Source organism: Pedobacter nyackensis (assembly GCF_900176505.1).
Classification (GTDB): domain Bacteria; phylum Bacteroidota; class Bacteroidia; order Sphingobacteriales; family Sphingobacteriaceae; genus Pedobacter; species Pedobacter nyackensis.
In genome coordinates this window covers 235,128-256,799 of sequence record NZ_FWYB01000008.1, presented here as the reverse complement: position 1 = coordinate 256,799, position 21,672 = coordinate 235,128, and the positions used below count along the sequence as shown (strand labels likewise).

General features: G+C 37.5%; 14 protein-coding genes and 1 pseudogene. 12 read left to right on the top strand and 3 right to left on the bottom strand.

Annotated elements, in window-relative coordinates:
* Positions 1-120: 120 nt before the first annotated feature.
* Together B9A18_RS16015 and B9A18_RS16010 are read right to left on the bottom strand one after the other, a co-directional pair.
* Complete coding sequence (locus B9A18_RS16015; RefSeq protein WP_084290365.1) at positions 121-663, bottom strand: ORF6N domain-containing protein; 543 nt, start codon at positions 661-663, stop codon at positions 121-123.
* 67 nt (positions 664-730) lie between these two features.
* Positions 731-925, bottom strand: a pseudogene (locus B9A18_RS16010) (tyrosine-type recombinase/integrase); the annotation flags it as partial.
* 274 nt (positions 926-1,199) lie between these two features.
* On the opposite strand from B9A18_RS16010, the gene B9A18_RS16005 reads away from it, so the two are divergent.
* Both B9A18_RS16005 and B9A18_RS16000 read left to right on the top strand, forming a co-directional pair.
* Entirely contained in the window at positions 1,200-3,539 is a 2,340-nt protein-coding gene (locus B9A18_RS16005) for a hypothetical protein (protein WP_144009520.1), read from the top strand.
* Positions 3,540-3,541: 2 nt separating this feature from the next.
* On the top strand, positions 3,542-5,755 hold the full coding sequence (locus tag B9A18_RS16000) for a DUF5703 domain-containing protein (RefSeq protein WP_084290359.1): 2,214 nt from the start codon (positions 3,542-3,544) through the stop codon (positions 5,753-5,755).
* Here B9A18_RS16000 and B9A18_RS15995 read toward each other — a convergent pair.
* Complete coding sequence (locus tag B9A18_RS15995; RefSeq protein ID WP_084290357.1) at positions 5,744-6,604, bottom strand: AraC family transcriptional regulator; 861 nt, start codon at positions 6,602-6,604, stop codon at positions 5,744-5,746. The genes B9A18_RS16000 and B9A18_RS15995 overlap by 12 nt on opposite strands.
* Before the next feature lie 299 nt (positions 6,605-6,903).
* Between B9A18_RS15995 and B9A18_RS15990 the strand changes: the two genes are divergently transcribed.
* From B9A18_RS15990 to B9A18_RS15945, 10 genes are all read left to right on the top strand, one after another.
* Positions 6,904-8,250, top strand: a complete 1,347-nt coding sequence (locus B9A18_RS15990) for a sugar porter family MFS transporter (protein ID WP_084290355.1) — start codon at positions 6,904-6,906, stop codon at positions 8,248-8,250.
* A 30-nt stretch (positions 8,251-8,280) separates the two neighbouring features.
* Positions 8,281-9,165, top strand: a complete 885-nt coding sequence (locus B9A18_RS15985) for a phytanoyl-CoA dioxygenase family protein (protein WP_084290353.1) — start codon at positions 8,281-8,283, stop codon at positions 9,163-9,165.
* Positions 9,166-9,198: 33 nt separating this feature from the next.
* Positions 9,199-11,124, top strand: a complete 1,926-nt coding sequence (locus B9A18_RS15980; protein ID WP_159452673.1) for a right-handed parallel beta-helix repeat-containing protein — start codon at positions 9,199-9,201, stop codon at positions 11,122-11,124.
* A 65-nt stretch (positions 11,125-11,189) separates the two neighbouring features.
* Positions 11,190-11,417, top strand: coding sequence for a hypothetical protein (locus B9A18_RS15975; RefSeq protein WP_144009519.1), 228 nt, complete (start codon positions 11,190-11,192; stop codon positions 11,415-11,417).
* A gap of 257 nt (positions 11,418-11,674) precedes the next feature.
* Positions 11,675-12,235 (top strand): RNA polymerase sigma-70 factor, encoded by a 561-nt coding sequence (locus B9A18_RS15970; protein WP_084290347.1) that lies wholly within the window; start codon positions 11,675-11,677, stop codon positions 12,233-12,235.
* Positions 12,236-12,295: 60 nt separating this feature from the next.
* The gene (locus B9A18_RS15965; protein ID WP_084290345.1) at positions 12,296-13,489 is read left to right on the top strand and encodes a FecR family protein; all 1,194 of its coding nucleotides are present in this window, start codon (positions 12,296-12,298) and stop codon (positions 13,487-13,489) included.
* A gap of 130 nt (positions 13,490-13,619) precedes the next feature.
* A complete protein-coding gene (locus tag B9A18_RS15960; protein ID WP_084290343.1) occupies positions 13,620-17,060 on the top strand; it encodes a TonB-dependent receptor in 3,441 nt (1,146 codons plus the stop codon).
* A gap of 37 nt (positions 17,061-17,097) precedes the next feature.
* A complete protein-coding gene (locus B9A18_RS15955) occupies positions 17,098-18,996 on the top strand; it encodes a RagB/SusD family nutrient uptake outer membrane protein (RefSeq protein WP_084290341.1) in 1,899 nt (632 codons plus the stop codon).
* A gap of 19 nt (positions 18,997-19,015) precedes the next feature.
* Positions 19,016-20,206, top strand: coding sequence for a DUF4959 domain-containing protein (locus B9A18_RS15950; RefSeq protein ID WP_159452672.1), 1,191 nt, complete (start codon positions 19,016-19,018; stop codon positions 20,204-20,206).
* 120 nt (positions 20,207-20,326) lie between these two features.
* Positions 20,327-21,310 carry a DUF4998 domain-containing protein gene (locus B9A18_RS15945; protein ID WP_084290337.1) on the top strand — a complete coding sequence of 328 codons (984 nt, stop codon included), beginning with the start codon at positions 20,327-20,329 and terminating at the stop codon, positions 21,308-21,310.
* The last annotated feature ends 362 nt before the right edge of the window (positions 21,311-21,672 follow it).

Below are 21,672 nucleotides of genomic sequence, written 5' to 3'. Positions count from 1 at the left end.
ACGAATATACATAAATAAGAAAGCGGGAATGATCTCCGACCACTCCCGCTTCATCTAAATTAACGCTCTCATAAATAAAGACGTTAATTGGGGTTAGATATTGTGTTACCCAATAAATAATTAAAAATTATCAGGTTTAAAACCAATCCCTTTTCTTGGGGGATTAGGTTGTTCTTGTTTTTCAAGTAGTTCATCTAAGTAACGGAATACGATTTCCATATTTTTATCCTGATTGTCAAGCTTCGTTTTAATCTTCTCTACTTCTAAACGCAAGTCGGTATTATCAGCTAACATCTGGCGCATACGTGTAAAAATCCGCATAATCTGGATATTTACGGCTATGGCTCTATCACTGGAAAGCACGCCAGACAACATTGCCATGCCCTGTTCGGTAAAGGCATTAGGAGCCTGTCGTCTTCCGCCCCATCTTGCTATTCCATTTTGGAAGAGCAAGATTTTAAATTCGTCATCAGTTAAACGAAACATGAAATCATCAGGGAATCGCTTAATATTCCTTGTAACCGCCTTATTTAAGTTACCCGTGGTTACTTGATATAATTCTGCTAAATCTTCATCTAGCATTACCTTATATCCACGTATATAATAGATTTGGTTCATGATAACTTCGTCAGGAATTAGCATGATATCTTTATTCTCGGTCATATTTGCTCTATTAAATGCCAAGTTAAACCTCTGTGTTTTTACGGACTTAACGGTAATCTATTATAAATTATATATAAATTTCCCTCAACAATGCCATATCAGCACCAACTTTAATATCAAGTATCTTAGAATGCCCTAGCATTTTAGAAACGCTTTCGATGGGAATCCCATTCAATAATGTAACCGTTGTCGCAAATGTATGCCTTGCAGTGTGGAAAGTAATCTGTTTACGGATACCACAGAAGTCTATAATCTCTTTTAGTCCATTATAAAGATAGTAAGGAATGATGGAGTGGTCTTCATATAAGAGCTGTTTCAGATCACCATTCATATAGAAGATCAGACTAAATCACCTCAAAAACAGATTCCCTTGGTGGATGTGAATTTGTATGCGCCAACTTTTATTAAAATTGTTTATGTTTTGAATAAGAAAGGAAAGTTTTTTAGGGTATTGATTAAATAACTTGGTAATTATGGATGGTATTAAGCAACCGATAATTTAATCTTTACATTAAACTCGTAAATAAACTATGATAATGAAGAATTTAAGGGTGACGTTGATCGGCTTTCTTTGCTTAAGCAATGGAATGACGGCAATAGCTCAGCAACCGATAGAATCCCTTAATAAATTATTAAGAGATATAAATGGTTCATTAAGATTGTCTGTGAAAGAATTTAATGGAACCAACTTACTATCTGAACAGCTATTTAACAAAGATTTATTGCAGACAAAAACAGGTAACTGGAGTATGCAATTTAAAGCAAGTCCGGTTTCGGGACATCCCGAAGTTATGGATGTTTCTACATCGTTTCGGTTAAACAGTGGTACTGCTAAGGCATCTGCAGTTTCAGTTTCCTTTGATTTTAGTAAATGGAATCCGGAAAACTATGTGCTTGTACCTGCTTCTGTGTACAATGGAAACCGCTACAGAGCAATTGGGAACAGTTACAATCCACAGTATCCAAAGGATATGTATTATAATCCTTCGGTGCCACTTACTATTTCTAACAATCCCCGACTTGCTATTGAACCAAATAAAGCCTCTCTTATTGAGTTGACAACAGGAAACGTGGCTACGCCTGCAATGTGTTTTTTTTCAAAAAAGGAACAGAAAGGGTTTATTGTACTTACTCAGCAAATGACCAAATTGGGTAGCAACGGATTAACTATTGCTGAAAATGCAGCAAAAGATAGCTGTTCTTTCACTATTTCTGCACCTGCTGTTCGTAAAATGGCAACTGGATTTGGTGATTTTCATTTGAGTGGTGATAAGGCACCCGATTGGAAATCTGGCGATGAGGTGGCATTAAGCTTTAAAGTATACGTTTTTAATGCTTCAAGTATCCCTGATCTTTTAAAGAAATTTATGCTGGTTCGGAAAGAACTATCAGGTTTAAACCATCCTCGTAATATATTACCGATGAGTAAATTGTTCGAGCTAGCTACAGATATATGCAGAGGAAACTTTGTTGAAGTTCCTGCCGGTTCCTATTATAAACCGGAAAATAATAAGAATTTTCAGCTTGGATGGGTTAGTGGCATGATGAATACCTACCCAATGTTAGCCCTCAATGACCAAAAGGAGAGAGATAGGGTTATTGCCGAATTGGATTTTGTAGTAAATAAATTGCAGGGAAAAAGCGGATATTTTTATGGAGGAATTAGAGCTAGCGGCGAAATCATCCCTGAAAAGATGTCTCCTGATTTTAAGCCGGTTCAGGTAATGGTAAGGAAAAATGCTGATGCATTGCTTTGGCTCATCAAACATATGCAACTGTTAAAAGCTCAGGGTTATGGCAAAAGTATCAAGCCAGAGTGGGAAAATGCAGCTAAAAAGCTTGCTGCTGCTTTTGCACATACCTGGAATAAAGATGGAGAATTTGGTCAGTATGTAGCGCCCGAAACAGGTGAAATTGCGGTGTATAATTCAACAGCAGGCGCTATCGTTCCGGCAGGTTTAGCTATGGCATCCGATTATTTCAAAAATAAGGAGTGGCTGAAGGTTGCTCAGGATGCGGCTAAATTTTATTACCATCGCGATGTTGAAAAGCAAGGATTAACAGGAGGTCATTGTGGAGATATTTCCCAGGATGCCGATGCTGAATCGACCTATGGATTTTTAGAATCATTAATGGCTTTGTATTATTATACTGGGCAAAAAGAATGGTTAAATAAGGCCGAAGTTCAAGCTGCATTAGGTGCTACGTGGACATTCTCTTACGATCCCGTTTTTCCGGCAAATAGTGAAATTGGAAAACTTAATAGCAATATGGCCGGTGCTGTTTGGGCCAGTATTCAAAATAAACATGCTGCTCCCGGTATTTGCACAGCTTCGGGGGACTATGTTTTTAAGCTGTTCAGGGCTACCGGCAATCAGCTTTATGCAGATTTGATAGGGGACATTCAACACGCGCATGCCGAAGCAGTAAATATGCCTGAACATTTAACCACCAACAATTTGATCGGCTCTTCAATGGAACGAATTCAGCTAAGCGATGCCGAAGGGAAAGGAAGCATTGGTAATTTTATCAACACACGTAACTCATGGACCGAAACAAATGGGATGTTGATGGCTTTGGAAATTCCCGGTATTTATGTGAATATGGATCGCAAGAAATTATATGTTTTTGATCATGTTAAAGCTCAGATATTGTCAAGTGATAAATCGGGTATTACCATTGAGCTTACAAATTCAACAGGATATGATGCAAATGTATCTGTAATGGCTGAAACTGAAAAGCAAAGAATAAAGCCGTTAAGCTATACTGCATTTTTGGGATGGCCTAAAGTTAAGGTTAAAACCGGCGAGACTATAAAATTAAAAATTAACCCTGCAAAAGGTATTGTTTTTATTGAACAATTTAAAGTGTTATAAAAATGATTAAAAAAATATTCGTATTCCATCTGTTTATCACATTGTTTGTTTCAACAGCTTCTGCGCAGAAAACATCGTTGGATGATTACAATATTCAATGGGGTACACCTGGAGGTAATTCGCAGGGCTCTATGCCTATTGGTAATGGTGATATTGGTGCCAATGTTTGGGTAGAAGCGAATGGTGACCTGGTTTTTTATGTCTCTAAAACTGATGCATGGGATGATATAGGACGTTTGGTTAAATTAGGGAAAGTGAGGCTGTCCATGACTCCTAACTTATTTAATGAAAAAAAAGTCTTACAGGAATTGAAATTGCGGCAAGGAGAAATTCATATAACTTATGGCGATGCAAAAATTAGATTCTGGATTGATGCAAATAATCCTGTGATACAGGTGGATGTAAGCAGCAAAAAGCCAATGAGTGTTCAAGTTACTTATGAAAACTGGCGAAAAAAACGAAGACAGTTGCTGGGTGCTGAGCAAGCAGGAGTTTGGGGCTTTGGTTCCTTGCAGGTGTCGGGAGATTGCGAAAAAATAGTGTATGAAGAAGCTGATTCCCTGATGTTTAATAATAGTGATAAAATTGTTGCATACCATCATAACAGCAGTTCTATCTGGGATCGAAATCTTAGTACACAGGCCTTATTAGAATTTGAAAATAAAAGTGCAGATCCTTTACTTAACCGCAATTTTGGACTGATGATTCAAGGGACAGGAATGAAGAATATTTCTGACACTGTGTTAACAAGTAAAAAAGCATTGCACAATTTTCAGATCAGTATTTTTCCACTTACACGTATGGGGAGTGTAGCACAATGGAAGCAAACGCTATTCACTAATGCAAAATCCATTCAGGCCGTTTCAATAGCGAAACGGGAAGTAGCTCATAAAGCATGGTGGAGCGAGTTCTGGAATCGTTCTTATATTTTTATCACAGCAAAAGATTCGGCTAATAGAAAAGAGGCTGAAACGGTGACGCAGGGATATATTTTGCAGCGTTTCATGAATGCATGCAGTGGCAGGGGTAATTCGCCAATAAAGTTTAACGGCAGCATTTTTAACGTAGATACTTATAATCGTAATGATGAACGTAAAAATATGAATGCTGATTTCCGGGCTTGGGGGGGATGTTACTGGTGGCAAAACACACGTCTTCCTTATTGGTCTATGCTTGCGTCGGGTGACTTTGAACTGATGAAGCCATTGTTTTCCATGTATATGAAGGCACTGTCCTTACGAAAAGCAGCAACAAAAAAATATTATGGGCATGCCGGGGCTTTTTTTCCTGAAACCATCAATTTTTGGGGAACTTATCCGGATGGAGATTATGGATGCAATCGTGAAAATGTTAAAGATGGCTATGCCAAAAATCCATTTGTCCGTTATTACTGGCAAAGCGGACTGGAGCTGTCGCTGATGATGCTGGATTATTATTCCTTTTCAAAGGATAGTCAGTTTGCAAAAAATACATTGGTGCCATTTGTTTCGGAGATACTTAGTTTTTATGACCAGCATTGGAAGAGAGGCCAGGATGGAAAGATTCTTTTTGATCCTGCCATGGCTTTGGAAACCTTTCACTCAGCAGTGAATCCATTACCTGAAATTGTCGGTATTACAGTAGTTGCCGGAAAAATGCTCCATTTGCCAGTACAGTTTGTCGGAAAAGAGAAAAAGGAAGAGTGGACAAAACTTGTTAAGGATTTACCCGCTTTACCTACTCGGATCGTTGGTAATGACACGCTTCTCGCTCCAGCGCATAAGTATAGTAACAAAGCTAATGTAGAAAACCCGGAAATGTATGCTGTGTTCCCATACCGGATGTTTACTGTTGGAAAACCTAACGTCGAAATGGCTCGAAAAACATTTGCAGCCAAAACACATAAAGAAAATAAAGGCTGGCAGCAAAATTCGATTCAAGCTGCTTTTTTAGGGTTGCCGGAAGAGTCAAAAAAAATGGTCGTTGAAAGTTTTTCAACATGGGATAAGAATTTTCGTTTTCCAGCCTTTTGGGGGCCTAATTACGATTGGACACCTGACCAATGCCACGGTAGTGTAGCAATGATTGCCCTGCAACGGATGTTATTGCAATATGAGAATGATGATGTAAAGTTATTACCTGCCTGGGTGAAAGAATGGGATGTGCATTTTAAATTAATTGGACCTGGGAACAAGAGTTATGAAGGAACAGTGAAAGATGGGACGTTAGTTTTGTAGCATGTCACTCTCAAAGTGTTTTCTGTACTGTAGCGGGGTCAACTTTTTGGTTTTCAGGAATTGCTTATGGAAATTAGCTATGGTATTGTAACCACTTTCAAAACAAATATCCATCACATTTTTTTTTGTTTCTGCTAGCAAATGACAAGCGTAGCCTATCCTAATTTCATTTAAAAAATCAATATAAGTTTTCTTTGTGCTTCGTTTAAAATAGTTACAGAAGGCAGGCACGCTCATACAGGCAATGGCCGCGGCCTGCGAAAGAGAAATGGGCTCTTTAAATGAATCAATAGTGAATTGGAAAACTTTATCTATACGCTCCTTATCTTTCTGGTTTTGTTGTTGCATCCCGAAGGTAGTTACTTGATCATAGTCTTTTGCTGAAGTAATGATTTCAAGGCATTCTCCCAAAATAAGTATGCGTTTAAAATTTTCAGCAAACTCAAGGGTTGTAATCAGTGGCTGTAATTCCTGTTTGCTTTTCCCTGTTATTTTTAAGCCATATCGTGATACTTCTAATAGCTGTTTAATAAATCTGCATTCCGGGGTATTAATAAAATCATTTCCCAAAAAATCCTCGCGGAACTGCACCACTACTGCACTGGTTATCGATTCAGGTTCTCTTTTCTGAAAAGTGTGGGGTATATTGGAACCTAAAAAATAAATATCGCCCTTCTCAAATTCCCCTATATGATTACCAATAAAACTCAAGCCTGATCCCTCTGTAAACAAGATGAGTTCATATTCAATATGCTGATGCCAACCAACTTCAAAATTTGGTGTTCGGAAGCTTTTGGCGACAAATGAATTACTGTCTCCGAGTGGTAATTTTTGAATATGCGACTTCATGTTATGCTCATAGTTTCGTATGTTTTGGTTAATATAGTTTAGTTTTTTAGTAATTTATAATTATTTTTTTTATTTAAATGCCTATAAATTAGTAGAATAATTCAGTAATGTATGTCGGTCAAAATGCTATTTCTGGCGTTGGAGTGATATAAGGTAGTCAAGTTTGATGTTCGGAATTGGACTATCGATTAATTTTAATATAATATAACCAAATATAATATGAACCTACATTTTTTTTGTCCCAGGTGGGGACAGGAACATGAATTAAGAAAGCGCTGTAATACTAATGGAATAGTTTTATGAAGCAGTCTGGAGTTAATTTAAATCAAACTTATATTGTATTAGTCAGTATGATTTCCGCATTGGGCGGCTTATTATTTGGCTTTGATACCGCTATTATTTCAGGAACCATTTCCTATATACAGCCCTATTTTGAACTGAATGAATTTTCATTAGGCTGGGCAGTAAGTTCAATTTTAATCGGGTGTGCCCTTGGAGCTTTAATGGCAGGTAAATTAAGCGATATATGGGGACGTAGAATCACCCTGATGATTTGTGCATTTTTATTTGCTGCAACGGGTATAGGGACTGGACTTGCAAAGTCATTGGAGGTATTTGTTGGATTCAGGATATTGAGTGGGCTGGCAGTAGGTACAGCGGCAATGGTAGGCCCCATGTATATAGCCGAAACGGTTCCTGCTTCGTTACGGGGCCGCATGGTTTCTTTGTATCAACTGGCCATTGTAAGCGGTATTTTGATGGCTTATCTGTCTAATTATCTCTTGTCAGGTATAGGAGAAAATAACTGGCGCTGGATGTTTGCTTCGCAGGCATTTCCCTCAGCTTTGTTTTTTCTGTTGTTATTTTTTGTCCCTGAATCTCCGAGATGGCTGGTAAAAAAAGCACGTAGTCAGGAAGCGCAAAAAATTCTGGAAAAGGTAGGTGGTATTGAGTACTGTCGTATAGAAATCGTAGCTATTGAAGAAAGTTTTCAGCACGAAACGAAGGAAAAACTTTCAACGTTATGGCTGCCATCATATCGTTCAGTGTTGTGGATTGGAATTGTGATTGCTGTTTTTCAGCAAATAACAGGTATCAATGCTATTGTATATTATGCACCCGAAATTATTAAATATACTGGCGTTAGTAATGAAAATGCATTGCTGCAAACCATTGGTATTGGGGTAATGATGTTTTTGTTTACGCTGGTAGCCATTTGGCTGGTTGATAAGGCAGGCCGTAGAATGCTCTTGCTAGCTGGTTGCGCGGTAATGGGCTTATCGCTCATTGGTGTTGCAGCTTGTTTTCATTTCAGTTATTTTGATCATTACCTGGTGCTAATTTTCCTGATGTTATACATTGCTGGTTTTTCGGCTAGTCTTGGTGCTGTAACCTGGGTGTTGCTTTCCGAAATTTTTCCGAACCGAATTAGAGCGCTTGCTTTATCATTAAGCACCTTAATCTTATGGGTAGCCGATTTTGCAGCAAGTTTTTCCTTCCCCGTGTTAAATGAAAAACTGGGCGTGGCAGCAACGCTTATGATATTCGCGGCCTTGTGCGGGATCTATTTTTTCTATATCAAATGGAAAGTGCCTGAAACAAAAGGTCAGACATTAGAGGCATTGGAGAAGCTATTGACCAAATAATTTAATTGTTTATTGATAAAATTAAAACGTATGAATAACCCAAATCAATTCATCGTAGACAAAAAGGTAACTCCTGAGAATGTGAAGTTTTACCATGATTATGGTTACCTGATTGCCCCCGAACTAATTTCTGCTGAAGAAATTCTTGCCTTAAAAAAAGATACCACTAAGATTTTTTGTGGTGAGTATGGTATGGTAGAGGGCATGTTGCCCGTATTGGGAAATGAAACAGATGAAGATGTTTTAAAAAAATATGTAGCTATACATTTTCCACATAAAATTTCGCCTGTTATTAAAGATTTTCTTTCGCAAAAGAATATTGTAGAGGTATTGAGTAAAACTGTTAGCCCCAATATAAAATGCATGCAAAGCATGTTGTTTGTAAAGGGGCCGGGAAAAGCCGGACAAGCATGGCATCAGGATGAGTTTTACATTCCTACCAGAGATAAATCGCTGGTAGGTGTATGGATTGCTATTGATAACGCTTCCGTCGAAAACGGGTGTTTGTGGATTGTTCCGGGTAGTCATAAACCGGGCTATATTATGCCACGCGTAACGAGCATCAGTGAGGAATATGCGGACGTAGATACCATAGATGTCAGCAGTTACAGTAAAGAAGAAATTATTTCTGTACCAGTAAAAAGCGGTGGTGTTGTTTTCTTCAACGGCTACTTGTTGCACAGTTCGCAGCGTAATAAAACAACTAATAATTTCCGGACAGCATTGGTTAACCATTACATGAGCGCAGAAAGTATGCTGCCATGGGATCAGGATGGGAAGCTACCTACTACCGAAGATTTACGGGATATTGTACTTGTTGCAGGTGAAGATCCTTATGCATACAAACCCATCGTAGATTTAAATAAACCTTATTTAAGACCAGAAGTATTAAAAATAAAAACAGAAAGTAAATAAATGGAAATGCCCACAAATATAAACCAGATAAAAATGAGCACGCTATTGATGGGATTACTTGTATTAAGTAATTTCTATACTATTGCTCAAACAAAATCATCGGGTAAAAATAAAAGGCCTACAAAGGAATACCATGTATCGGCGAATAGTAATGAGGTGGGGGATGGCTCGGTAAACAAACCATTTAAAACTATTACAGCAGCAGCTAACATAGCCATGCCAGGGGATGTAATTATCGTACATGCCGGTATTTACCGGGAGTCGATTGTGCCACCCCGTGGTGGTGACTCGGATACAGAAAGGATTACTTATCTGGCCGCTAAAGATGGGGAAGTCATTGTAAAAGGATCTGAAATAGCGAAGGGCTGGCGAAAGCAAATGCATGATACCTGGGTGCTAAAATTGCCTAATAGTTTCTTTGGAAATTTTAACCCGTATAAAGAACTAATTCATGGTGATTGGTTTTATCCTACACCACAAGGCAGAAAATATCTTCGTGGTGCCGTTTACCTGAATGGTGATTGGTTGATGGAAGCTGCCAAAAAAGAACAAGTGATTGATAAAGATGCTGATTTAAAAAAACCGCTTTGGTGTGCTACGGTTGATGCAGACAGTACAACAATCTGGGCACAGTTTAAAAATACTGATCCAAATAGTGATCTGGTAGAAATCAATGTTCGTCCAACTGTGTTTTATCCTGACAAGCCATTCATAAATTTTATTACAGTTACTGGTTTTACTCTGGAGCAGGCTGCTACTAATTGGGCACCGCCTACTGCGGAACAGCATGGCCTAATTGGGACGCATTGGAGTAAAGGATGGATTATCGAAAATAATACCATTCGTTATTCTAAATGCTCTGGGGTTGCATTGGGGAAATATGGAGATGAACATGATAACAATAAGACCGAGTCGGCAGAGGGCTATGTAGGTACTATAAAAAGAGCTTTGGCTTTTGGTTGGAATAAAGGAACTATTGGTGGACATATTGTGAGGAATAATACCATTTCTTTTTGCGAACAAACCGGTATTGTTGGCAGTATGGGCTGTGCCTTTAGCATAATTGAAGGGAATGTTATTCATGATATTCACACCAGACGCTTGTTTAGCGGTGCTGAAATGGCGGGTATAAAATTTCATGGGGCGGTAGATGTGCAAATCAAAAACAATCAGATTTACAGAACTGATAAAGGCGTTTGGTTGGACTGGATGGCACAAGGTACACAGGTGAAAAACAACCTCATGTATGAAAATGATCTGGATATTTTCCTGGAAGTAAATCATGGTCCAACATTGGTAGCTAACAATTTATTGCTATCAAAAGTTAGTATGTTAATGAACACTAAAGGTGTTGCGCTTGTGCACAATGTATTTGGCGGTGCGTTTAATGTTGTGGGCTATGATGCCCGATTAACACCTTATCTCAAACCACATTCTACTTTCATGGAAGGGTTGCATGATAACCAGGGTGGTGATGTTCAGTTTGTTAATAACCTCTTTGTAATGAGGGGTAATTCGACGTCTTATGACAAGGCTTTGCTTCCAGTAAATATGACTGGGAATCTATATACTAAGGGTACTAACCAAGGTGCAGCTCCAAGCTATTATAACTGGGCAAGCCTTAGTGAACAATTTAAAGCAAAATATAAGGACAAGCAGTCTAAGGATGAATTAGACAAGCAAGGTTTTGATGCTGATGCAAAACTGATTAAAGAAAATGGCCACGTTTACTTAGAAATTAATCTGGACAAAGCCTGGTTGCTGGAACAACCCCGGAAATTGGTTACAACTCAATCATTAAGACCTGTCATTATTTCTAATCTTCCTTTTGAAAACACAGATGGGTCATTCATGAAAATTGACACAGATTATTTAGGTAACAAACGCAACACAGCTAATCCATCACCTGGACCTTTTGAAATTAAACAGAGTGGAAAACAAAGAATAAAAATTTGGTAGTTTATTTCCTATTTTGTTTGATTACAGCTAAAAAGGCGTTAGGTTCTAAATATTAAGTAGTGATTATGAAAAGAATAAAAGCAGTTTTGTTATTGTTGTTATCAAGTGTAATGGTATTTGGGCAAAGTACCTCTGTTGTTCCTTCACTCGACAATTTGTCTGGTCAATGGATGGAGGTAAATACACTTCGTAGTTTTCCTACAGTCATGAATTTTGTAGGCGGGGTCCAGGCCTCACAAAACCTTACCGCCTCTAAGCTGCTTGGGTTAAATGCCCGGGGTGGTGAGCGTTAGAGGAAAAGGTATCGTAGAGGTGTCGGGTAAGTATAAAGAAGATGAATGAAAATGAACTATTATCAGCAGGGAGGACGACCTGTTTAAAATAACTAAGCAAAAAAAACATCGATATTGAGCAAAATAACATAACTTTCCTAGTCTTTAAAATATTTAGTTTTAACTTTGAACAGACTAAATGGTAGTGTTGTTCTAAATATTTCTTTTAGAATAGCCATCCCATTGGTTTGTAAGCATTAACAACCAAATAAATTGAAATGATGGTTAAGAGACATAGTGAAGAGCATATTGAAATGTTTCCAGAAGTTCTTTTTAAGAAATTTTATCCCAGGTTGTGCGATTTTGCTTGCTACATAATAAAGGATCAGGAAGTAGCAGAAGATGTTGTTCAGGATGCATTTGTGGTATTTCTGGAACAAAAGGAAAACATTTCTTCGCATCCTAATGCTGTAAAATCATTCCTGTATTCATCAGTTAAGCACGCGTGCTTAAATAAGCTCCGTCATCATAAAGTTATAGATACATACTGCAAAAAAATCCCCTTTGAAACGCTTGATGATCCTAAACTATTGGATGGGATTATACATGCCGAGATTATTGCCAAAATACATCAGGCAATTAATATGCTACCTGTCGACTGTGCTATGGTATTGAGATATGGGTATCTGGAAGGATTACAAAATCGTAAAATTGCTGAGCAATTAAATATAAGTATAGATGCGGTTAAATATCAAAAACAGAAGGCACTTAGCCTAATGAGAGTAATGCTTGGTGATACCGTTTACCTCTTGTTCATTGCCTTTTTAATGCACAAATAAATTATTTTAAAATAAAATCACCCATTTTTCAGTTTCAGGTTTCTCAATAGATATAGAGAGATGAAACCATTTATGAAAAACGAGCCTTTCGAATTTGCAGAACTAATTTCAGAATATTTATGTAATGAGCTTTCTAAAGAAGAAGAAGCTCATCTTATGCGGATAATTGAAAAAGATGAGCATAAACGTGAAATTTTGGAATACTACAAACACACGGCACCTGTACAGGAAAGACTTGATTACATGGATAGTTTGGGTATTGATGCAGCATGGGATAAGGTGCGTCAACGCTATGATCGTAAGTCAGGGAATAGCAGAAATTACAGTATACTAAAATACGTTGCAGTGCTTGCGATAATGGTAAGCTCAGTAGCATTATGGTTCTTTGGCAAAACGGATAATAAGATGATTATACCCCTTGCCATCAATAAACACCTAAATGATGTATTACCGGGTGGTAATGTTGCCGTATTAGTTTTGTCAAATGGGAAAAAAGTAAGGTTAGATAGTGGAAAGGTAACATTGGAGGAAAGGGATGGGACCCATCTTTCGGGTAATCAGGGAGGATTAGCTTACTCGAATGATGAAGCACCTGATAAAGAGGAAGTATTGTACAATACACTAATTGTTCCCCGTGGAGGTACCTACAATTTAAAACTGCCAGATGGAACAAGTGTTTGGTTAAATGCGATGTCGGAATTACGTTTTCCTCTAAAGTTCGGCACAAAGGAACGTAAAGTTGAACTTATTGGAGAGGCTTATTTTGAAGTGGCTAAAAACAAGAATGTTCCTTTTAAAGTACATACACGTCATCAGGAAATTGAAGTAAAGGGTACACATTTTAATGTGAATAGTTATGCTGATGAAAATTTTGACATAACAACTTTACTGGAAGGCTCGGTTAAAATATCCGCACCTTCTGTTCCAGCAAAATTCTGGATGCTAAGTCCTGGCGAGCAGGCAGAGACCAATAAAAAAACCGGACAAACGCTTGTTGCCATGGGGAATATGAAAGAAGCCATTGCCTGGAAGAATGGCTATTTCTTATTTAATGATGAGAAATTAGAAAGTATTATGACCAAGGTTTCGAGATGGTATGACGTTGAGGTAGTTTATGAAGGTAAGCTCGAGGAACAGTCATTTTTGGGGCAGATAGAAAGATCAAAAAAAATATCGTCGCTATTAAAAATCTTAGAATTAAGCGGAAATGTTCACTTTAAAATTTCAGGAAGGAGGATTGTCGTTATGCCATAAAACTACCTTGGAATACGGTGATCTTAAAAAAGTCAGAGATGCTTCGAACATCCCTGACCAATATTTAGGTCTACCCATTTAAAATTGTTACTACACAACCAAACCAGTTTAAACCCAAACAAACAAATGTATGAAAATTTACGATCGGTTCAGAGCTAAGTTATGGACTTTCAATACTGTGCAATTATTACGCATAATGAGACTAATCATCATCATAATTACAGCTTGTTTTCTGCAAATAAGTGCTGCGACAAAAGCGCAGGTAATATCATTACATGAAAAAAATGCTTCTTTGGAAACTATCATCAAAAAGGTAATAGACCAAACAAATTATTCATTTATTGGTGATACTAAATTAATCAGGCAGGCAAAGCCAATTGACATCGATGTTCAGAATGGCTCCATAGAAAAAGTACTCAGTCTTTGCTTTATGAATCAGCCAATGAATTATTCTATTACAGAGAAGACTGTGGTGATCCGAAAAAAGGAGAAGCAAGCTATAGTGGATATTAAAATCACCGGTGTTGTAAAAGACTCAACCGGAATCTCCTTGCCGGGTGTTAGTGTAACTGTCAAAGGAGCCGCTAAAGGATCAGGTATTGGCGCAGTTACCGATGGTAATGGAAAATATGTACTCACTGTTCCGGATGGAACCAAAACACTTGTTTTTTCATCTGTGGGAATGAAATCAATTGAAGTAGAAATCAACGGCCGGACGATTATCAACGTGACCATGCAAGCTTTGGAAGCGAAACTTGATGATGTGGTGATTGTAGCTTTTGGAAAGCAAAAGAAAACAGAAGTAGTAGGGGCAGTTACCTCTATAAAGCCTGCGGATTTAAAAATACCTTCAAGTAATTTAACGGCCGCTCTTGCAGGAAAATTGGCAGGTGTAATCGCCTATCAAAGGAGCGGTGAGCCGGGTGCTGATAATGCAGATTTTTTTATTAGGGGAGTTACTACTTTTGGTTACAAAGTTTCGCCTTTGATTTTAGTTGACGGTATAGAGTCAACTTCTACAGATTTAGCGCGACTTCAGGTAGATGATATTGCTAGTTTTTCCATTATGAAAGATGCTACTTCTACGGCTCTGTATGGAGCTAAAGGTGCAAATGGAGTTATTTTAATTACAACTAAGGAAGGTAAGGAAGGTAAAGTGAATTTATCTGTAAGAGCAGAAAACTCCTTATCGCAATCCACAAGGGATGTGGAGTTTGCGGATCCCATTACTTATATGACTTTAGCAAATGAAGCCAGTTATACCAGAAATCCATTGGGAGGATATCTTTATCAGCAAGGTAAAATAGACAATACCATAAGAGGTACAGATCCGGTGGCTTTTCCGACTACCGACTGGCAAAAGATGTTGTTGAAGGATTATACCATGAACCAAAGATATAACCTAAATGTTAGTGGCGGTGGAAAAGTAGCGAGGTATTTTGTTGCAGGTGCATTATCTCAAGATAATGGTATCATGAAAGTTGATCCCATGAATAACTTTAATAGTAATGCCAACTTAAAAACATATTCATTAAGAAGTAATGTGAATATTAATTTAACCAAAACTACAGAGTTAATTACACGTATATCAGGTACATTTGACGACTATAGAGGCCCTATAAATAGTGGAACTGCAATATACAATGAAATCGTTAACGCTAATCCTGTACGATTTCCGGCTAGATATGCAGCTACTGAAGATACCAAATTTGTAAAACACATTATGTTTGGTAACTACGGGGATGGAGAGTATAATAACCCTTATGCCAGTTTACAAAAAGGTTATAAAGACTACTCTCGGTCAACAATGTCAGCTCAGCTTCAATTGTCGCAGGATTTCTCATTTCTAACTGAAGGACTAACAGCCAGAGCTATGGTTAATACTCAGCGCTATGCTTTCTTTGATGTAAGCAGACTTTATAGTCCATATTATTACTCGCTTGGTAATTATGATAGGGTAAATAAAACTTATACACTTAGAGGGCTTAATGAAGTTGCATCACCAGATATCTCAATTCCTGTCGGTACCGAATATTTAGGATATGATGAGGGTGATAAAAATGTTTCCACTAGTTTTTATAGTGAAGCAGCTATAAATTATAAACGTACCTTTAGTCAGGTGCACAGCATCAGTGGTATGTTAATCGGTATCGCTAAAAGTAGTTTAACAGGAGGAGCCGGAGATTTGCAAAGTTCTCTTCCTTTCAGAAATATGGGGTTGTCGGGTAGGTTCACCTATGTCTATAATGATCGTTATGCAACTGAATTTAACTTTGGTTACAATGGATCGGAACGCTTTCATGAATCTCGTCGTTTTGGATTCTTCCCCTCTGCAGGTGTAGCTTACACGATATCAAACGAAAATTTCTGGACACCATTTAAGAAAGTGATGCCAACATTGAAATTAAGGGCGACTTATGGTCTGGTAGGAAATGATCAAATAGGTAGTCCAACGGATAGATTCTTTTATTTGTCCAATGTTGATATGAATAGTGGTGCAAATGGTGCTGTTTTTGGAACATTAACGGATAATAGACTTACAGGAGTTAATATTACCAGATATGCAAATAATGACATTACCTGGGAGACCGCTAAAAAATTCAATTTCGGAATTGAATCTAACCTTTTCAATAAATTAGGTATTCAGGTCGATATATATAACGAAAGAAGAACGAACATTTTGATGACCAGGGCTTCTATTCCTAGTACAATGGGCTTGTCTGCAAATGTAAGGGCTAATGTTGGTGAAGCATCATCGCATGGTGCTGATGTTGCTTTAGATTATTCCCAAAATATTGGTTCAGATATATGGATCAAAGGAATGGCCAATTTTACCTATGCTACCAGTAAATTTGAGGTATATGAAGAACCACAGTATGCCGAGAAAAATAAGTCGCATGTTGGTTATTCTTTAACCCAGAATTGGGGATATATTGCTGAACGTCTGTTTATTGATAATAATGACGTGGCTTATTCTCCAAAACAAAATTTTGGAACTTATGGTGCAGGTGATATTAAATATAGGGATGTAAATAAGGATGGACAAATTAGTACATTGGATCAAGTGCCGATAGGATTTCCAACATCTCCTGAGATTGTATATGGTTTTGGCCTTTCTGCTGGCTACAAGCGATTTGATTTATCTTGTTTCTTTCAGGGTTTAGGTCGTGAGTCTTTTTGGATTGATGGTGTAGCCACCTCACCATTTGTGAATGATCAGGGTGCATTGTTAAAGGCTTATGCTGATAATCACTGGAGTGAAGAAAATAGAAATATTTATGCCCTTTGGCCTAGACTGAGTACAACTGTTAATGTTAACAACACCCAAACAAGTACCTGGTTAATGCAAAATGGCGCATTTCTTCGCTTAAAATCACTTGAACTTGGCTACACCATGCCAAGTCGCATCACAAAAAAAGCCCATTTATCGAATGTGAGGTTCTATTTAAATGGGACAAACTTACTACTGTGGAGCAATTTTAAATTATGGGACGTTGAAATGGGAGGCAATGGTCTAGGTTATCCTGTTCAAAGAGTGATGAATTTTGGGATGTTAATCTCAATTAATTAAAACAATGTCCAATCCCTTAAAATTAAACTGTAATTGTATGAAATTTTATAAAATTATAATACTCGGATTGATGGTGATTGCTTTCTCTTCGTGTAAAAAATATCTGAATGTCGTTCCAGATAATATAGCCACCATTGACAATGCTTTTACACTACGTAATCAGGCGGAAAAGTATTTGTTTACCTGTTATTCTTTCCTGCCAAGACTTGGTGATATCACAAATCCAACATTCATGGGCTCAGGTGAATTGGTTACCCCTAATCCAGGAATATCTCCAATGGATGGTTATCAAAATGTCATTAATCTGGCTTATGGAGGCCAAAATGCAGTAGCACCAATTGGCAATGCCTGGGATGGTGCAAATGGAGCTAAGTCTTATTATACAGCGATACGCCATTGTAATATTTTTCTGGAAAATATTGTCAAGGTTCCTGATATGCAAACTTCCGAAAGAAACAAATGGATTGCAGAAGTGAAGTTTCTGAAAGCCTATTATCATTTGAGTTTATTAAAAATGTACGGGCCTATTCCTGTAATCCGCAAAAATCTGCCAATATCTGCTTCTGTAGAAGAGGTAAGGGTAAAACGTGAACCTGTGGATTCTGTAGTGAATTATGTGGTACAAACCTTGGACGAAGCTATTCCAGATTTGCCTATTGAAATTTCTAATCAGGCTAAGGAGCTTGGAAGAGTTACTAAGCCTATTGCATTGACCATAAAAGCCCAAACACTGGTATTAGCCGCAAGCCCGTTATTTAATGGAAATCCTGATTATGTTAATTTCAAAAATAAAGATGGACAAGCTTTATTCAATTCTACTGTTGACAATAAGAAATGGAAAAAAGCTGCTGATGCTTGTAAAGCTGCAATTGATGTTTGTCATGAGGCGGCAAATGCAATCCATTATTTTGAGAAGCCTTTTAACATGAGTACTATAAGTGATGCCACTACCTATTGTATGAATGTTAGATCTACGATAACAGAGGAGTGGAACAATGAAACAATTTGGGGGTTTTCCAATTCTAAGGGGGCCACCGGAACTCTTCAAAATATGTGTACGCCAAGAAATGATGTGCAGCAAACGTCAGGTGCGCTGCTTGCGGCATCTATAAATGCGGCCGAAATGTTCTATACCCGAAATGGAGTGCCTATTGAGGAAGATAAGAACTGGGATTTTGCAGGTCGGTTTACCAAATTGAAAACAATTCCTCAATCTGAAAGTAGTTTGTTAAATCCGAATTATGTTACTTCGAGTTTTAATATGGATAGGGAATATCGTTTTTATGCCGACCTGGTATTTGATAGATCTTCGTTATTTGGTTTTGGTCGTACTAATGAGACCAATTTATTGTATGTAAGTACGATTTGGGGTCAAGGTAATTCTACAGGGAGTAATAGCCGATTTTCTTGTACAGGTTATTGGCCAAAAAAATTGATTAACTACAAGAATAGCGGTAGTAGCGGTAATTACAACATTGTTTCTTATGTATGGCCTGCCATCCGTTTGGCTAGTTTATATCTTTTATATGCGGAATCATTGAATGAAGCAGAGGGGCCTTCAGCTGAGGCTTATAAGTGGATAGATTTGGTTCGTTTAAGAGCGGGTTTAAAAGGAGTAGTTGAATCCTGGGCAAATTATGCGAAAAACCCTTCAAAACCGACGACAAAAGAAGGTTTTAGGTCAATTGTTCATCAGGAAACGATGATAGAATTGATGTTTGAAGGAGAAAACTATTGGAATGTAAGGAGATGGAAAAAATTGGATGTGATGAACAGACCTATAAAAGGCTGGGATGTGTTTCAAACAACTACAGAGAATTTTTATAGACTTAAAACCATTTTTACCCCTAATTATAGCTATAGAGACTTTCTATTTCCAATAATGGAAATTGACTTGTCAGTAAATCCTAACCTTGTTCAAAACCCTAAATGGTAAAATATAATATCAAATGATTATGAAAAAGCTTAATATTTTTTTAATATTCTTATTTGTTACCGGTTTTATTTTTTCATGTAAGCATGAAGGGTTAGATCGTGAACCACTGTTTGACAACAAAACAAAACCTTCTCCGGTAACCAATATAAAAATAACTAATGTTGAAGGTGGGGCTATTATTACTTATGACGTTCATGCCGACCCCTCTATACTTTATGTACAAGCAGATTATTCTGTAAATGATAAAGTTAGCCGACAAGCAAAATCTTCGTACTATTCTGATACCCTTATGGTAGGTGGTTTTGCTAAAGCAGGTCCTTATAAGGTAATCTTACATTCAATAAGCAGAAGTGAAATAAAATCAGACCCTATTGAGATTACCGTTAATCCACTTACGCCGAGCTACATTACTGTTGGTAAATCACTGAAGCTACTTGCCGATTTTGGAGGAGTAAATGTTAGCTATGAAAACCCTACTGAAAGTGATTTGGGTGTTGTAGTTATTATTGACTCGCTTGATAGTTTTGAGTATCTGGATACAAAATACACAAAAGAAAGTAAAGGTAATTTTTCAGTTAGAGGGCTTCCAACAAAAGAAAGAACTTTTGGTACTTATATTAGGGATAGATGGGGAAATAAGTCGGATACGGTATACGCAAAACTGTCTCCTTTGAGAGAGGTTGAACTTGACAGAGCAAAAATAGCAGGGTTATATTTACCTGGTGATATGACGGGATGTTGTGGCTCATCTCTGAGTGTTCCATTGTCTAATACTGGTGCTTCTGACTGGTGCCTTTATGGAATTACACTTCCTGATACAAAATTCCCGTCAAGAATAACGTATGACTTAGGTAAAACAATCAAAATGAGTCGGTTTAAGCTTTGGTTTAGAGTAAATGGTATTGCAGAGTTTGCAAATGGTACACCAAAAACATTTAAACTATATGGCAGTAACAATCCGAATCCAGATGGAACTTTAGATGCTACCTGGACGCAATTGGGAGGTCTTTATGAACTGAAAAAACCTTCAGGACTACCATATGGCAAAAGAAATGCTGAAGATGACGCTGCCAAGTATGAAGGATTTGAATTTGTATTACCATTACCGGCCCAACCTATCAGATATTGGAGATTTGTACTGGTGTCAAATTATTCACAGAGTCTTGCAATGGAGGTTGCATGCTTAAAGTTCTGGGGTGATCCTCAATAATCTTAAATAATTGTTTCAACAAAAAAATGATTGTGAAAGCATCATGAGCAGATTTTCAGGAATAGCATTGAATATTGCCCATGATAGCTTCATAGCCATTAAAAATCAAATTATAGACTCATGAAAAATAAAATATATTTTTTTATGGTGTGCATCGGGATAATTACCTCATGTACTAAAATGGATAATACTTACAAACCATACCTGGCCGATGGAGAAAGATATTACCCTGGAAAGCCGAGCGCGATAGAACTCCACTCTGGAAGAAATAGAATTGAAGTGCAGTTTCAACAAAGTCTGGATCCAAATATTACGAAGTATATAATTTACTGGAATGATAGGGCTGATTCTGTAATCGTATTGCCTACCGCTGGGCAAGGGATTATGAAAACCATTATTCCCGGATTAAAGGAGCAGTCATATAATTTCGAAATTGTTTCCGTTGATAAAATGGGAAATTCCTCTTTAGAGGTATTAAAAAGTGGTAAGGCTTATGGTACTACTTACGAATCGGAGCTGTTAACCAGAGGCGTAACTATTGGTAATACGCTGGCAGGATTAGAATTGAATTTTTCTACTCCGGAAACTTTTAACGTGGAAACTGAAGTAAAATACACTAATGCTTTAGGAAATATATCAACTGTTAAAGTACCATCATCTGTTGGTACTTATACCATTGCAGACAATAGGGGGAAACAAATTGAATTGAAGTCTGCATTTGTACCTAGTAATGGTATTGATATGTTTTACAGTCCTACTGCAATTCAAACATTTAATGCGTATGCAGGGAATTATCAGGCTACGGGTGTGTTTCATCATCCGACCAACGGTGATCGCAATGTTAATGAAGCTAAAGTACTTGCCAGGATAACGGATGAAATAGTCCAATGTAATTTGGGTGACCTGGGATCGTCCGGTTATCTTATGCAGTTAAAAGTCAATGCAGATTTAACGGTAACCATTACTCCTGCTGGAGCGACACCTGATATTGATCAGCATTGGGGACCAAATTATTACGATCCTGCAACGAAATCTTTTCATTTGTTTTACTCCTATAATATTTCTGCGCCACGCAGAGTAGAAGAAACAATCAAATTAAAATAGCCCAATTTTATTAAGAATAATAAATTGTAGCAGCGGGTATTCAAAAAATTACTTTTTTGAATACCCGCTTTTTTAGGTAAAAACAAATGAAACCAAGCGAGAATTCGCGCAACAAGTGAAGACAAAACATGACAAACAAATATGCCATGGCAATGTTCAGGGTATATTACCTTGATAATTGTACTCAGTTACAGTAATCTGTCGCATGTGCAGACCATCAATTTAAAAAACCGATATTCATCTATCAGTATAAATAGTAAAGGTTTTATTACCTCTATTAAAGGGCTTTTTGGAAAGTGCTAAAGATTATTGGCATCTGGGATCTCCAAACTAGCCAATTCACCATTGAAGAGGCCTTTTAG

Bases quoted from the DNA above. Each gene is read 5' to 3' on its own strand.
- B9A18_RS16015 (WP_084290365.1), bottom strand. From the start codon at position 663: ATGACCGAGAATAAAGATATCATGCTAATTCCTGACGAAGTTATCATG.
- B9A18_RS16005 (WP_144009520.1), top strand. From the start codon at position 1,200: ATGAAGAATTTAAGGGTGACGTTGATCGGCTTTCTTTGCTTAAGCAAT.
- B9A18_RS16000 (WP_084290359.1), top strand. From the start codon at position 3,542: ATGATTAAAAAAATATTCGTATTCCATCTGTTTATCACATTGTTTGTT.
- B9A18_RS15995 (WP_084290357.1), bottom strand. From the start codon at position 6,604: ATGAAGTCGCATATTCAAAAATTACCACTCGGAGACAGTAATTCATTT.
- B9A18_RS15990 (WP_084290355.1), top strand. From the start codon at position 6,904: ATGAAGCAGTCTGGAGTTAATTTAAATCAAACTTATATTGTATTAGTC.
- B9A18_RS15985 (WP_084290353.1), top strand. From the start codon at position 8,281: ATGAATAACCCAAATCAATTCATCGTAGACAAAAAGGTAACTCCTGAG.
- B9A18_RS15980 (WP_159452673.1), top strand. From the start codon at position 9,199: ATGAGCACGCTATTGATGGGATTACTTGTATTAAGTAATTTCTATACT.
- B9A18_RS15975 (WP_144009519.1), top strand. From the start codon at position 11,190: ATGAAAAGAATAAAAGCAGTTTTGTTATTGTTGTTATCAAGTGTAATG.
- B9A18_RS15970 (WP_084290347.1), top strand. From the start codon at position 11,675: ATGATGGTTAAGAGACATAGTGAAGAGCATATTGAAATGTTTCCAGAA.
- B9A18_RS15965 (WP_084290345.1), top strand. From the start codon at position 12,296: ATGAAACCATTTATGAAAAACGAGCCTTTCGAATTTGCAGAACTAATT.
- B9A18_RS15960 (WP_084290343.1), top strand. From the start codon at position 13,620: ATGAAAATTTACGATCGGTTCAGAGCTAAGTTATGGACTTTCAATACT.
- B9A18_RS15955 (WP_084290341.1), top strand. From the start codon at position 17,098: ATGAAATTTTATAAAATTATAATACTCGGATTGATGGTGATTGCTTTC.
- B9A18_RS15950 (WP_159452672.1), top strand. From the start codon at position 19,016: ATGAAAAAGCTTAATATTTTTTTAATATTCTTATTTGTTACCGGTTTT.
- B9A18_RS15945 (WP_084290337.1), top strand. From the start codon at position 20,327: ATGAAAAATAAAATATATTTTTTTATGGTGTGCATCGGGATAATTACC.